The 14294-nt window shown below is 61.8% G+C and carries 12 protein-coding genes; 5 read left to right on the top strand and 7 right to left on the bottom strand.

Annotation, left to right across the window (positions count from 1 at the left end; genetic code table 11):
- Nucleotides 1-63 precede the first annotated feature (63 nt).
- Nucleotides 64-1515 (bottom strand): aminotransferase-like domain-containing protein, encoded by a 1452-nt coding sequence (locus AC1DUB_RS20190; RefSeq protein WP_477730988.1) that lies wholly within the window; start codon nucleotides 1513-1515, stop codon nucleotides 64-66.
- A gap of 184 nt (nucleotides 1516-1699) precedes the next feature.
- On the opposite strand from AC1DUB_RS20190, the gene AC1DUB_RS20185 reads away from it, so the two are divergent.
- From AC1DUB_RS20185 to AC1DUB_RS20170, 4 genes are all read left to right on the top strand, one after another.
- A complete protein-coding gene (locus AC1DUB_RS20185) occupies nucleotides 1700-2071 on the top strand; it encodes a hypothetical protein (RefSeq protein WP_477730987.1) in 372 nt (123 codons plus the stop codon).
- Nucleotides 2072-2160: 89 nt separating this feature from the next.
- On the top strand, nucleotides 2161-2796 hold the full coding sequence (locus AC1DUB_RS20180) for a LysE family translocator (protein ID WP_477730986.1): 636 nt from the start codon (nucleotides 2161-2163) through the stop codon (nucleotides 2794-2796).
- On the top strand, nucleotides 2797-3108 hold the full coding sequence (locus tag AC1DUB_RS20175) for a DUF167 domain-containing protein (protein ID WP_477718065.1): 312 nt from the start codon (nucleotides 2797-2799) through the stop codon (nucleotides 3106-3108). It begins immediately after the preceding gene.
- A gap of 95 nt (nucleotides 3109-3203) precedes the next feature.
- Nucleotides 3204-3680, top strand: coding sequence for a RidA family protein (locus AC1DUB_RS20170; RefSeq protein WP_477730985.1), 477 nt, complete (start codon nucleotides 3204-3206; stop codon nucleotides 3678-3680).
- Between the two features lie 15 nt (nucleotides 3681-3695).
- Here the strand turns inward: AC1DUB_RS20170 and AC1DUB_RS20165 are convergent, their stop codons facing one another.
- Entirely contained in the window at nucleotides 3696-4871 is a 1176-nt protein-coding gene (locus tag AC1DUB_RS20165) for a PQQ-dependent sugar dehydrogenase (protein ID WP_477730984.1), read from the bottom strand.
- A 309-nt stretch (nucleotides 4872-5180) separates the two neighbouring features.
- Here AC1DUB_RS20165 and AC1DUB_RS20160 point away from each other — a divergent pair, with 309 nt between their 5' ends.
- Nucleotides 5181-5744 carry a C40 family peptidase gene (locus AC1DUB_RS20160; protein ID WP_477730983.1) on the top strand — a complete coding sequence of 188 codons (564 nt, stop codon included), beginning with the start codon at nucleotides 5181-5183 and terminating at the stop codon, nucleotides 5742-5744.
- A gap of 32 nt (nucleotides 5745-5776) precedes the next feature.
- Here AC1DUB_RS20160 and AC1DUB_RS20155 read toward each other — a convergent pair whose 3' ends face one another.
- The 5 genes from AC1DUB_RS20155 to aceE form a co-directional block, all read right to left on the bottom strand.
- On the bottom strand, nucleotides 5777-6787 hold the full coding sequence (locus tag AC1DUB_RS20155; protein ID WP_477730982.1) for a tripartite tricarboxylate transporter substrate binding protein: 1011 nt from the start codon (nucleotides 6785-6787) through the stop codon (nucleotides 5777-5779).
- A 238-nt stretch (nucleotides 6788-7025) separates the two neighbouring features.
- Nucleotides 7026-8885, bottom strand: coding sequence for a dihydrolipoyl dehydrogenase (gene lpdA / locus AC1DUB_RS20150; RefSeq protein WP_477730981.1), 1860 nt, complete (start codon nucleotides 8883-8885; stop codon nucleotides 7026-7028).
- Nucleotides 8882-9475: an MFS transporter gene (locus tag AC1DUB_RS20145; RefSeq protein WP_477718056.1), complete on the bottom strand. Its 594-nt coding sequence runs from the start codon at nucleotides 9473-9475 to the stop codon at nucleotides 8882-8884. The genes lpdA and AC1DUB_RS20145 overlap by 4 nt, the downstream gene beginning before the upstream one ends.
- A gap of 85 nt (nucleotides 9476-9560) precedes the next feature.
- The gene (gene aceF / locus AC1DUB_RS20140) at nucleotides 9561-11222 is read right to left on the bottom strand and encodes a dihydrolipoyllysine-residue acetyltransferase (protein ID WP_477730980.1); all 1662 of its coding nucleotides are present in this window, start codon (nucleotides 11220-11222) and stop codon (nucleotides 9561-9563) included.
- Between the two features lie 44 nt (nucleotides 11223-11266).
- The gene (gene aceE, locus AC1DUB_RS20135) at nucleotides 11267-14008 is read right to left on the bottom strand and encodes a pyruvate dehydrogenase (acetyl-transferring), homodimeric type (protein ID WP_477721649.1); all 2742 of its coding nucleotides are present in this window, start codon (nucleotides 14006-14008) and stop codon (nucleotides 11267-11269) included.
- Nucleotides 14009-14294 lie beyond the last annotated feature (286 nt).

Raw genomic sequence — 14294 nt, 5'->3', positions numbered from 1 at the left:
GAAAATAAAAGGCTTGGTGAAGGGCTTGGCAAAGACCATGCACATCCCCGCATAAACACGCGTTCAGACCGGAGGCTCCAGAACCTGCGCCGACACGATGGCGGCCAGTTTGCGCAGAGCCTGATCGACCTCACTGGAAAACGGAGAGGCGCAACTGATGCGCAGGAAGTGGTCAAAACGGCTGGAGTTGGAAAACATCGAGCCGGGCGCAACCCGAATGCCCTGACGGATCGCGGCGTCGAACACGGCCTGCGCGGAGGTGCCGGGCGGCAGCTCCACCCACAACAACATGCTGCCACCGGGTACGGACAGTCGGGTACCCGCCGGGAAGTGCGCCGCAATCGCCTCGGCCATCTGTTCGCGCTGCACATTGAGCAGGCGGCGCAGGCGGAGCATGTGACGGTCGTAGGCGCTGGAGGCCATGAACTCGGCGACGGTGATCTGGGCCAGCGCCTCATTGGACCGACTCTGCGCGTACTTCAGCATCTGGATGCGGGCCTGCCAGCGACCGCCGGCCATCCAGCCCAGGCGCAGGCCGGGCGCCAAAATCTTGCGCAGTGACGCACAATAAATCACCGAGCCGCTGCGGTCCCAGGCCTTGGCCGCCTTCAGCGGAATGTCATCATGGCCCAGCGAGCCGTAGGTGTCGTCTTCAATCAGCGCCACCTGCTGGCCCTCGCACAGGGCGACCAGCTTTTCCTTCTCGGCATCGGGCATCACGCTGCCCAGTGGGTTATGGAAATTGGGCATGACCACCACGGCCCGAATCCTGTCGTGTGTCTGGAAGGCGAGGTCCAGTGCTTCCACGGAAAGACCCAGCTTGGGACTGGTGGGAATCTCCAGCGCGCGCAGGCCCAGGCTTTCCAGGACCTGCAGCAAGCCGTAATAGGTCGGGGATTCGACGGCGATGGTGTCGCCCGGCTGCGCCACCGCCCGCAGCGCGATGTTGAGCGCTTCAATACAGCCGTGCGTCACCACAATCTCGTCAGCCGACAACTGCATCCCTGCGGCCAGCGCGCGCCGGGCCAGCACGGTCTTCAGCGATGAATCGCCGGGCAAATCCACCGCGCTGACGAGCAGGTGGGGATGCTTGCGCAAGGCCCGGGTGGCCGCGTTCTTCAGAGCCTCGGAGGGATAGACCTCGGGTAGGCCATGCGCGGCGGCCAGGTTGGTGATCAAGGGGTACACATTGCATTTGGCCACATAGTCCGAGACACGGTCATGGATGCCGACATACTGCGCCGGGTCCAGCTTGCGGCCGGCCTCGGGCTCACTGGGCGGCTGGATGTCCACGCGGCGCCGCCTGAGCACAAAGTAGCCCGAGCGGGGCCGCGCTTCCAGCAGGCCTTCGTCTTCCAGCGTATGGCAGGCCTCCACGGCTGTAGACAGGCTGACCTGGTGCAGCCGGGTCAGGGCCCGAACCGAGGGCATGCGCTGGCCGGGCAGCAACACACCCGACTGGATGGCCTGGCGGTAGTGGCTGGAGAGCCGGAGGTAAAGCGGTTGCGCGTCCATAAGCAAGATAAAACCAGATGATCCGCGAAGGAAAAGCGGTAACACAGCCACAGATGGCCTGAAATCGGACCATAACAGATGGATGAATGACAATCTGTGCCGATACAGAAAGGCTTTGACTGCCTCTGTCGGAAAGAAGGCCTGCTCACTAACCTAGGGGCTTCTATTCCTGAACGGAGTTCCCATGCAAGCCCCTGATTTTCAGCACCCCGTCCAGCTTGACGCCGGCGAATCCCTGGTTTTTCAGCTCCAAGCGGGGAGCTCCCTGACCAGCACCTCAGGCAGCCTGATCGTGACCGGCACCCCGCTCTGGCTGGGCGAGCAGGTCTTTCGCACCAGGACGCCGCTGGAACCCGGGCAGGTGCACCTTATCGAGCAGGACGGCTGGATCACACTGACGGCCGGCCCGCAGGGAAAAGCCGTTTGCCTGGTGAGCCCGAAAGACCGCCCATTGCTGATGCGCGCCTTGGGCAAGGCGGGCAAGCAGCTTCTCAGCCGCTTTCCCGGAATCGCCAGGATCGCCGGCGCCCGATTTCGCGGTGCCGAGCCTGTCTAGTACTTCGGATCGAAGTACCAACGACTGCCTTGCTAAGGTAAATTCCACTCCTGCCATTTCTCATTTTTCGATTTCTCAACTCTGCGCCCATGACCCCCTCCGCCTGGCTCCTGTTCATCACCATTTCGCTGGTCACCGCCTTCAGCCCCGGGCCGGGCATTTTGCTGGCCGTCTCCAACGCCGTCGCCTGGGGGCCGCGCAAAACGCTGTGCAGCTCAGCCGGCAATGTGCTGGGCGTGTTCGCCGTCTCCGGCGCAGCGGTGGCGGGCCTGGGCACCTTGCTGCACACCTCGGCCTGGCTGTTTACGGTACTCAAGACCTTGGGTGCGGTGTACCTGGTCTACCTCGGTTACCGTCAATGGACGAGCAAAACCTCGATGTTCGACAAGCCCTTGCCCACCGAGGCGCGGCCCGGAAAAACCAATGCCGGTTTGTTCCGGCAGGGCCTGCTGGTGGCGCTGACCAACCCTAAAAGCATCCTGTTCTTCACCGCGCTGTTTCCCCAGTTCATCCACCCGGACGCCCCGGTACTGCCGCAATTCCTCGCGCTGACCAGCGCCTTCACCGCCTGCGTGCTGACATCCCACGTGGCCTACGTGCTGCTGGCGAAGCGCACCCACCGCTGGTTCGGCACCGCCCACCGAGCCCGCCTGTTCAACCGCATCTGCGGCGGCGCCTTCGGCCTGCTGGGTGTCAGCCTGTTGCGGCTGAAGAGCCCCAACTGAATGGCCGCACCGCGCAACGCCACCGGCGACTCGTTTTTTGCCTGGGACGGGGATGTGCTGGTGGTCAATATCCTGGGCAAGCCCGCCGCCAGCCGCGACGCCATTGGCAAGCCCAAAGGCACGCAACTCAAAGTCAGCGTCACCGCCGCGCCGAAGAGCGGCAAGGCCACCGACCACATGGTGCGCTTCCTGGCGCCGCTGTTCGGCGTGGCGGTGGCCGACATCGAGGTGGTGTTTGGCCAGGAAAACGTCAACAAGCAGCTGCGCATCAAGGCGCCCAAAAAACTGCCCGCGGTGTTCACCGCCAAGTGAAACGCGGGAGTTTTCCCTCCGCCGGGATAGTTTCCCCATCAGTCAAACGCAACCGAACCACTTGCAAAGAAACCCACAGAAAGAACCCACAGTTCATGGAAGACTCACGCGAAACCCGGTTCGCCGCCGCAGCAGCCGCACTCGGCTACAACTTCGACGGTGAAATCAAAATCGGCGGAAATTACGTCCCCGTCGTGCAACACGGCGACCAGGTCTACGTCAGCGGCCAGATCCCGCGCGTCGGAAATACCGTCGTCGTCACGGGCCGCGTCGGAGTGGAGGTTTCAGTTCCTCAGGCCCAGCTGGCGGCCAAGGTCTGTGCCATGCGCGCACTCGCACTGCTGCGGCAAAGCCTCGGAAGCCTGGAGCGGGTGAAACACATTCTTCGCATGACGGTCTACGTGCAATCGGCTCAAGACTTCACTCAGCAAAGCGAGGTCGCCGATGCCGCGTCTGAGGTGCTGTATGCCGTTCTGGGCCCTGCCGGCGTTCACACGCGCACTTCGGTGGGCGTCGTCCAGCTCCCCAAAAACGCGTCGGTCGAGCTCGATCTCATTGCCGCAGCAGCGTAGCCCGCGCAGCTCGCGTTACCCGCCAGGCAGCAGGCGTATCAGCTTGCCGTTGCGGCTGTCCGTCAGCACGTAAAGCAGGCCATCGGGGCCTTGCCTCACATCGCGAATGCGCTCGCCCACGTCGACCAGAAGCTTGCTTTCACGAAGCACCTTGCCTCCGAAAGGCGCCGACAGCTCGATGCGGTCCAGGTAGGCAAACTTGAGCGAGCCTACAAACAGGTTGCCCTGCCAGGCCTTGCCGTAACGCTCGCTGGTCAGAAACGCCATGCCCGAAGGCGCAATCGACGGGACCCAGTAATGCAGGGGCTGCTCCATGCCCGCTTTGGCCGTCAGGCCCTCGCCGATCTTGCCACCGCCATAATTTTCCCCATACGTGATGACCGGCCAGCCGTAATTGGCGCCGGCCCGGGGAAGATTGATTTCATCTCCACCCTGCGGTCCGTGCTCATGCATCCAGAAACTGCCATCGGGTGCGAGCGTGGCACCCTGGGGATTGCGATGGCCATAGCTCCAGATTTCCGGTAAGGCCCCGGCTTTTCCGACAAAGGGGTTGTCCGGGGGTACGGAGCCGTCCTTGTTGATGCGGACGATCTTGCCGTGGTGGTTGTCGAGTTTTTGGGCATCTTCCCGGCGCGAAAAACGCTCGCCCAAGGTCAAAAACAGCTTGCCGTCAGGCCGGCCGTTCACGCCGGGGCTGCGGCTTTCAACGATGCGGCAGCCAAAGTGGGCCGAACTGGCGAATTTTGGCTTTTGGCTGAAGATGATCCTGACGTCGTCCAGCCGGGCCTGGTCTGCGCTCAGGGTAGCGCGTGCCAAGGCTGTGCTGTTGCCGTTGCCCGTCGCGGCTGGCTCGGAAAAACAGAAGTAAAGGCTGCGGTTGCTCGCAAAATCGGCGTCAAGCACCACATCGAGCAAACCGCCCTGCCCGCCGGCGTCGATCCGGGGCAGCCCGGCAAGGGGGGCTCCCAGTCTGCCGTCCGGCTGGACCACCCGCATCCGGCCCGGTCGTTCCGTCACCAGAAAACGCCCACCCGGCAAAAAAGCCACACCCCACGGGTGCTCCAGGCCCGCCGCCACAGTTTCCGGGCGAACAGGCTGCGCCTGGTTTTGGGCGCGAGCCGACAGTGCTGGCGTGAAAATTGCTGCAAAAATAATAGCTAAAAATGCCTGTTTCAACCCGGTTAATGCCATATTTTTCTCCCTCAATAGCCTTCCCGGCGTCCATTGTCTGGGTGACGGATGACGGCCTGGAATCAATTTTTTCACGTGGCTTCCCGACCAGATAATCCCACGGCGGGCTTGTTTTTTCCGCTCGGGCCAGTGAACGCATCGGGCTCCGATGCAAACGTTTTCGTAAGCAAACATAGCACTTTCTCATTAGAAGATGCTTTATCGTCGTATTGAGTCGTTTTAAGTCGTTACAAATCAATGGGTTGTAATCGCAATCAAGAAACAACATGAGATTGACGCAAGACCAATCCTTCAAGTAAGCTCCACGCCATGCGAATGTTTGCCCCTGCCCTCGTCATTGTCTCTGCCGCCTTGCTGATGGTCAGTGCACACGCAGCGCCCGGCAACTCTGCTGACGACATGGACAGGCTGCTGGCCGACAAGGGCCTGCTCACCCGAATTGACCAGGTTCGCCAGAACGTCCGCGACAGGGCGTCCGAGCTGGTCGTCAATGCCATGGGCTTCCTGGGCGTGCCTTACAAACGGGGCGGCAACAACCTTGAAACCGGTTTTGACTGCAGCGGTTTTGTGCGTGCCATTTATGAGCAAAGCGTGGGCCTGTTGCTGCCGCGCAAGGCTGAGCAGCAGGCTGCGGCCACTCAAAGCATTGACAAAAACGACTTGCAGCCCGGCGATCTGGTGTTTTTCAACACCCTGAGGCGCGCGTTCAGCCACGTGGGCATTTACGTTGGCGACGGCAAGTTCATCCACTCCCCCAAGCCGGGCGCTGAAGTCCGGGTGGAGAGCATGGGCGTCGATTACTGGGCGCGCCGCTTTGATGGCGCCCGCCGCGTGCAAGGCAGCGCGCCGCCAGCCAACCCGGCTGGCGAATAGGTCCGCGCAGGCAGCGCCTGCCTGTCTATTGATCAGTCGGCCTTGACGCCGGCATCTCTGATCACCTTCGCCCATTTGGCCGTTTCAGCCGCAATAAACGCATCAAATTCCTCCGGCGTGCCCCCGGCAGCAAAAGTGCCCATGGCGTCCAGCCGGGCCCGGGTTTCATCGCTGCGAATGATGCGCCCAACTTCTTCTGACATACGCCTGATGATGTCTTTGGGCGTAGCTGCCGGCGCCAGCATGCCGGCCCAGGTGCTGCCGGTGAAGCCGGCAAATCCCTGCTCGATGAAGGTCGGCACGTCGGGCACAGCCGGCAGGCGGCGGTCGCTGGACACGCCAATCAGCCGGACCTTGCCGGCCTTGCCCTGGTTGATCAGTCCGGTGGCGGCATCAAAAAACAGCTGGATCTGCCCGCCCATCAAATCGGTGAGCGCCGGCACGGCGCCGCGGTAGGGAATGTGCACCATGTAGGTTTTGGTGAGGGACTTGAGCAGTTCGGTGGTCAGGTGCGCAGCCGAGCCATTGCCGGATGAGCCAAAACTGACCTTACCGGGATGGGCCCGTGCGTAGTCAATCAGCTCTTTCGCGGTTTTGAAAGGTGCGTCGTTGTTGACGGCGGCCAGCAGCGGCGACACGCCCATCAGCGAAACGCCGGTCAAATCCTTGCGCGGGTCGTAAGGAAGTTTGGGGTACAGCGTGGTGTTGGCGGCATAGGCCGCGATGACCACCGCAAACGTACTGCCATCGGCCGGGGCCTTGGCCAGCATGTCCACGCCAATGATGCTGTTGGCGCCGGGCTTGTTGTCCACCGTGACGGCTTGCTGCAGGCGGTTTTGCAGACCGACCTGAACGATGCGCGCCATCTGGTCGGTGAAGCCACCGGGCGTGTAAGGCACGATCAGGCGTATCGGCTTGTTCGGCCAGGCAGGCTGGGCAAACAGCGGCGCGCACACCGCACTGGCGCCGGCCGTGATGGCCAGGTTGAAATGGCGGCGTGACAAACGACCCACGAAACGACCAACGGACCGGGCTTCGGACATGGCTTCTCCAGATAAGAGCAGCCATTCTCGGCCAGGCGGCTTGCGACAGCCATCGGGTTTGCACCACAAGAGCGGATGACATGGGGCGTGACCGGAAAAGCCGTGAAACCGGATAAAAGACAACTGATCTAAATACCACTGAGTTCAGGCCGCCCAATGCGCCTGTCCGGAAAGCCGGCGGCAAAAAAAAAGCCCGGACCTGCGAAGGTCCGGGCTGGTAGGGGGTTAGCAGGGCTGCTTACTTGCGCGCCGGCGGAATATCGGTACAGCTGCCATGCGCCACCTCGGCCGCCAGGCCCATGCTCTCACCGAGCGTAGGGTGCGGGTGAATGGTTTTGCCAATGTCGACGGCATCCGCGCCCATTTCAATCGCCAGGGCAATCTCGCCAATCAGGTCGCCGGCGTGCGTGCCCACAATGCCGCCGCCGAGGATCTTGCCATGGCCATGCGCTTCGGGGCTGTCGTCAAACAGCAGCTTGGTGAAACCTTCATCGCGGCCGTTGGCAATCGCGCGGCCCGAGGCCGTCCAGGGGAACAGGCCTTTCTTGACCTTGATGCCCTGCGCCTTGGCCTGGTCTTCGGTCAGGCCGACCCAGGCAATTTCAGGGTCGGTGTAAGCCACGCTCGGGATCACGCGGGCATTGAAAGCGGCGCTCGCCAGTTCCTTGTTGCCCTGCAGTTCGCCGGCAATCACTTCAGCCGCCACATGCGCTTCATGCACCGCCTTGTGCGCCAGCATGGGCTGGCCCACGACATCGCCAATCGCGAAGATATGCGGCACGTTGGTGCGCATCTGGATGTCGACGGGGATGAAGCCGCGGTCGGTCACGGTGATGCCAGCTTTTTCAGCCGCGATCTTTTTGCCGTTGGGCGTGCGGCCCACGGCCTGCAGCACCAGGTCGTAGGTTTGCGGTGCGGGAGCGCCCTCGCCTTCAAAGCTGACTTCAATGCCAGCCGCGGTCGCCTTGGCCGCCACCGTTTTGGTCTTGAGCATGATGTTGTCAAAGCGCGGTGCATTCATCTTCTGCCAGACCTTGACCAGGTCACGATCCGCGCCCTGCATCAGGCCGTCCAGCATCTCAACCACGTCCAGGCGCGCGCCCAGCGAGGAATAGACCGTGCCCATTTCCAGGCCGATGATGCCGCCGCCAAGAATCAGCATGCGCTTGGGCACTTCTTTCATGTTCAGCGCACCCGTCGAGTCCACCACGCGCGGGTCCTCGGGCATGAAAGGCAGGCGCACCGCTTGCGAGCCTGCGGCAATCACGCAATGCTTGAAGGCAATGGTCTGCTTCTTGCCGGTGGTCTCTTGCGCGGCACCCGAGGTTTCCTGCACCTCGACATGGTGCGCCCCCACAAAACTGCCGTAACCGCGGACCACGGTGACCTTGCGCATCTTGGCCATGGCGGCGAGCCCGCCCGTCAGCTTGCCGACGACTTTTTCCTTGTGCGTGCGCAGTTTGTTGATGTCCAGTACCGGCTCGCCAAAGCTCACGCCCAGGCTGTCGAAATGCCTGACTTCATCCATGACGGCTGCCACATGCAGCAGCGCCTTGGACGGAATGCAGCCCACGTTGAGGCAGACGCCGCCAAGGGTCGCGTAGCGCTCCACCAGCACGACCTTGAGGCCCAGGTCGGCAGCGCGAAACGCAGCCGAATAGCCGCCAGGGCCCGCGCCCAGCACCAGCACGTCGCAGTCGAGGTCTGCCGTGTCGGAGTAGCTACTGGCAACGGGCGCGGAAAGTGCGTCACTCCCTCCCCCTTTGGGGGAGGGTTGGGGTGGGGGCGCGGCGGCAGTTGCGCCGGCAGTCCCCAGAGGGGGCGGGGAAGAAGGTGCAGACGCCGCGGCCGTGCCTTCAATGGTCAGCACCACGGAACCCTGCTTGACCTTGTCGCCAATCTTGACCTTGACTTCCTTGACCACGCCGGCCTGGCTCGACGGAATTTCCATCGACGCCTTGTCGCTTTCCACGGTGATCAGGCTCTGCTCGGCCTTGATGGTGTCGCCGGCCTTGACCAGCACTTCAATCACGGACACTTCGTCAAAGTCGCCAATGTCCGGTACCTTGATATCGATGAGACTCGAAGATGCGCTCATTTGGAGGCTTTCAATTTGAGAGTAAATACTTCAACGGGTCCAGCGGAGTTCTTGTCGAACTCGCAACCGGCATTCATACCCGCCATGGCCACTTCGCGGGCGGTTTTGGCCTTGTCCCAGCAGGCGTGCATGGCCCCCAGCGCAAAACTGCGACCCGACCCAATGCCCCAGAACTCCTTGAACTCAAAGACTTCACGGTAGCTGTAGAGGCCGTAAATGCCGCTGGCGTTGGCAATCACCACGGTGAACTGGCTGGACTCGTAAGGGTCGTTGTCGTCTTCCTTGGTTTGCAGGAAAAACGTGTCTTTCAGCAGAGGGTGCAGCTTGATGAAGGTGTCAAACACTTCGTCGCGGGACCCCAGCCTGAGCTGCTCCTTGGGCAGCGCGGCCATGGCCTTGCGCAGTGCGGGAAAGTGCGCCACCGTGCCCGCCATCCCGATGTAGCTCGGGCCGACCACGGGCGCATCCACCTTGAATATCTTGCTGTTGGCCTCAAACCGGTGGGTCAGGCTGGTATCGCCGAACGTGACCAGTGTGTCCGCGGCAATGGCAATCTGGCCCGCCTTCTTGACGACTACAAGTGTTGTCATGACGTGCGCAGCGCCGGGCCGCCCCAAGCAAGCACCGCCCCCTCGGGGGGCAGCGCCTTACACGAAGTGAAAAGCGTGGGGGCCATCACAACAGGACGCGGCGGAAGTCGGCGAGGATTTGTCCGAGATAGGCGTTGAAGCGCGCGGCGCCGGCGCCGTCGATCACGCGGTGGTCCCAGGCCAGCGATATGGGCAGCATCAGGCGCGGCTGGAAGGCCTTGCCATCCCACACAGGTTCCATCTGGCTCTTGGAGACGCCGAGGATGGCGACTTCCGGCGCGTTGATGATGGGCGTGAAGTAACGCCCGCCAATGCCGCCCAGCGACGAGATGGTGAAGCTGGCGCCCTGCATTTCGGCGGGCGTGAGCTTGCCGTCGCGCGCCTTCTTCGCGAGTTCGCCCATTTCCTGGCTGATCTGCAGTACGCCTTTTTTGTCGGCATCCTTGAGCACGGGAACGACCAGCCCGTTGGGCGTGTCGGCGGCAAAACCGATGTGGTAGTACTGCTTGTAAACCAGTTGGTCGCCGTCCAGCGAGGCATTGAATTCGGGGAATTTCTTCAGCGCCGCAACGCTGGCCTTGATCAGGAAGGCCAGCATGGTGACCTTCAGGCCTGCCTTCTCGTTTTCCTTGTTGGTCGAAACGCGGAAGGCTTCCAGCTCGGTGATGTCGGCATCGTCATGGTTGGTGACGTGCGGGATCATCACGTAGTTGCGAAGCAGGTTGGCGCCGCTGATCTTCTTGATGCGGGACATGTCCTTGCGCTCGACCGGCCCGAACTTGGTGAAGTCGACCTTGGGCCACGGCAGCAAGTCCAGACCCACGCCGCCACCGGAGGCTGCGGGCGCCTTGGCGGCCTGCGCCTGGGTCCGGGTATCGCCGGCCATCACGGCCTTGGTGAAGGCCTGCACGTCGTCCTGTGTGATGCGGCCTTTCGGGCCCGAGCCTTTGACCTCTGCCAGGGGCACGCCAAGCTCGCGGGCGAATTTACGCACCGACGGTGAGGCGTGCGGCAAATTGCCCTGCAGGGCCGTGGCGGGTTCATGCGCTGGCAAGGCTGCGGCAGCCGGTGCGCTGACCGACGCGGCGGCTGGCGCAGCAACAGGTGCAGCGGCGACTGGCGCAGCCGGCGCTGGTGCTGACGGTGTTCCGGCAGTTGCCGTGGTGCCCTCCAGCACGGCCAGCAGGTCGCCGATGTTGACGATGTCGCCCAACTTGACCTTGAGCTCCTTGAGCACGCCCGCAGCCGACGACGGAATTTCCATCGAGGCCTTGTCGGACTCCACGGTGACCAGGGACTGCTCGACCTTGATGGTGTCGCCCGGCTTGACGAGCACCTCGATGACGGACACGTCCTTGAAGTCGCCGATGTCGGGCACACGGACTTCGACCGGGCCGACAGCTGCTGCCGGGGCGGCCGCAGGTGCGGGGGCAGGCGCCGATACCGGGGCACTGCTTGTGGCTGGCGCCGGTGCAGCTGCCGCTGCGGCCGGTGCCGGCGCAGCGCCGGCTGACGCTTCCAGCGTCAGCACGACAGAACCTTGCTTGACCTTGTCTCCGAGCTTGACCTTGAGCTCCTTGACCACGCCAGCCTGGCTGGACGGAATCTCCATGGATGCCTTGTCGGACTCCACCGTGATCAGCGATTGCTCGGCCTTCACGGTGTCACCCGGTTTGACGAGCAACTCAATAACCGTTACTTCGTCGAAATCCCCAATATCAGGAACTTGAATTTCTACCACTGCCATATTGTTGTCTCCGATTGCTTGCTGGCTGATGCGTCAAACCTGCATCAGGCATAAAGGGGATTGATCTTGTCGGCATTGATACCGTACTTTTTGATAGCTTCGGCAACCTTGGCAGCCGGAACCGTGCCTTCTTCGCTGAGCGCCTTCAAGGCCGCAACCACGATGTAGTGGCGGTTGATTTCAAAGTGCTCGCGCAGTTTGCTGCGGAAATCGCTGCGGCCAAATCCATCGGTGCCCAGCACTTTGTAGGTGCGCCCTTTGGGGATAAACGGCCGAATCTGCTCGGCGTAAGCCTTCATGTAGTCGGTCGATGCCACAACGGGGCCGGCGTGCTTGTCGAGCTGCTCGCCCACAAAAGGCACGCGGGGTTTGTCGGTCGGGTGCAGCAGGTTCCAGCGTTCGGTGTTCTGGCCGTCGCGGGCCAGCTCATTGAAGCTCGGGCAGCTCCACACGTTGGCGGCAACACCCCACTCTTTCTCAAGCAGTTCCTGCGCGGCAATCGATTCACGCAGGATGGTGCCGGAGCCCAGGAGCTGCACGCGCGGCGTGAGCTTGGCGCCTTCCTTGCAGAGGTACATACCCTTGATGATCTGCTCTTCGGTACCGGGCTGGAGGCCTGGCATCGGATAGTTTTCATTGAGCAGCGTGAGGTAAAAATACACGTTGTCCTGCTTTTCCACCATGCGCTTCAAGCCATGGTGCAGGATGACGCCCACCTCATGGGCAAAGGTCGGGTCGTAGCTGATGCAATTGGGAATCGTGCCCGCCAGGATGTGGCTGTGGCCGTCTTCGTGCTGCAGGCCCTCGCCATTCAACGTGGTACGCCCGGAGGTGCCGCCCAACAGGAAGCCGCGCGCCTGCATGTCGCCCGCCGCCCAGGCCAGGTCGCCGACGCGCTGGAAGCCGAACATCGAGTAGTACACGTAAAACGGGACCATGATCCGGTTGTTGGTGCTGTACGAGGTGGCCGCCGCGATCCAGCTGCTCATGCCGCCGGCTTCGTTGATGCCTTCCTGCAGGATCTGACCCTTGATGTCTTCCTTGTAATACATCACCTGGTCTTTATCGACCGGCGTGTACTTCTGGCCCTCAGGGTTGTAGATGCCCACCTGGCGGAACAGGCCTTCCATGCCGAAGGTGCGGGCTTCATCGACCAGGATAGGCACCACGCGCGGGCCGAGCGCCTGGTCACGCAGCAGCTGGGTGAGGAAGCGCACGTAGGCTTGCGTGGTGGAAATTTCACGGCCTTCGGCGGTCGGCTCGAGTACGGCCTTGAAGGTTTCCAGCGCGGGCACGGTGAAGCTCTCGTCGGCCTTGACGCGGCGGTGCGGCAGGTAGCCGCCCAGGGCCTTGCGCCGCTCATGCAGGTAGCGCATCTCGGGCGTATCGTCAGCGGGTTTGTAAAACGGAAGGTCGGCCAGCTGGCTGTCTGGAATGGGGATGTTGAAGCGGTCGCGGAAAATCTTGATGTCATCGTCCGTCAGCTTCTTCGTCTGATGCACCGTGTTTTTGCCCTCGCCAATCTTGCCCATGCCAAAACCCTTGACGGTCTTGATCAGCAACACACTGGGCTGGCCGGTATGGTTGACGGCCGAATGGAAGGCCGCATAAACCTTTTGCGAATCGTGGCCGCCACGGCGCAGGTTCCAGATGTCGTCGTCGCTCATCTTGGAGACCATCTCCAGCGTCTTGGGGTTCTGGCCAAAGAAATGCTTGCGCACGTAAGCGCCGTCGTTGGCCTTCATGGCCTGGTAGTCGCCGTCCAGCGTGTCCATCATGACCTTGCGCAAGGCGCCGTCCTTGTCGCGCGCCAGCAATGGATCCCAGTTACTGCCCCAGATCAGCTTGATGACATTCCAGCCGGCGCCGCGGAACTCGCCTTCGAGTTCCTGGATGATCTTGCCGTTGCCGCGGACCGGGCCGTCTAGACGCTGCAGGTTGCAGTTGATGACAAACACCAGGTTGTCGAGCTTCTCGCGCGCAGCCAGGCCGATGGCGCCCATCGATTCGACTTCATCCATCTCACCGTCGCCGCAGAACACCCACACCTTGCGGTTTTCGGTGTTGGCGATGCCGCGGGCGTGCAGGTATTTGAGAAAGCGCGCCTGGTAAATCGCCATCAGGGGACCAAGGCCCATCGAGACCGTCGGGAACTGCCAGAACTCGGGCATCAGCTTGGGATGCGGGTAGCTGGAAAGCCCCTTGCCATCGACTTCCTGGCGGAAATTCAGCAGCTGCTCTTCCGTCAGGCGGCCTTCCATGTAGGCGCGTGCATACACGCCCGGCGACACATGCCCCTGGATGTAGAGACAGTCGCCGCCGTGGTTTTCGCTCTCGGCATGCCAGAAGTGGTTAAAGCCAGCGCCGAAGAGACTGGCCAGCGAAGCAAATGAGCCAATGTGGCCACCCAGATCGCCCCCATCCGCAGGGTGCAGGCGGTTGGCCTTGACCACCATGGCCATGGCATTCCAGCGCATGTAGGCGCGCAGGCGCTCTTCAATTTCGAGGTTGCCGGGGGAGCGCTCTTCCTGGTCGGTTTCTATGGTGTTGACGTAAGCGGTGTTGGCCGAAAAAGGCATGTCAATGCTTTTCTGGCGGGCATGTTCGAGCAGTTGCTCCAACAGGAAGTGGGCACGTTCAGGGCCTTCGCTCTCGATGACCGCTGAGAGCGCGTCCATCCATTCCCGGGTTTCCTGTTTGTCTTTGTCCAGGGCGTCTTCGCCCAAGGCGTCGTTGGCGGCGGTGCGTAAGTTGTCAGCACCGGCTTCATTTGGATTGGCAGCCATTTTTGTCTCCTGAGTAACGCTAGTTAACCTGATCCACAACTTTGGGGCTGCGCACAAAGCTTGTGTCTAACTTGTCTCTAAGGCGTGTTTTAAACGCAAATTAGATTCAAGTCTCTAGTTTCTCATAATATTTAAGAAATTTCAAATAGTGCTTCTTGATTTCATATTATGGAAATGCTATTTCGCGGCCAGTCCGGCGAAAACCCGGGCGCAAACCTTGCATGCCAGCAATCGGGGCCGAAGTTCACCCCGAAAGATCACCATCACGCAAGCTCGCCTGGAACAT

It is taken from the genome of Polaromonas sp. P4_F9, from assembly GCF_056401235.1.
This window is presented reverse-complemented; position numbering and strand designations above follow the sequence as displayed.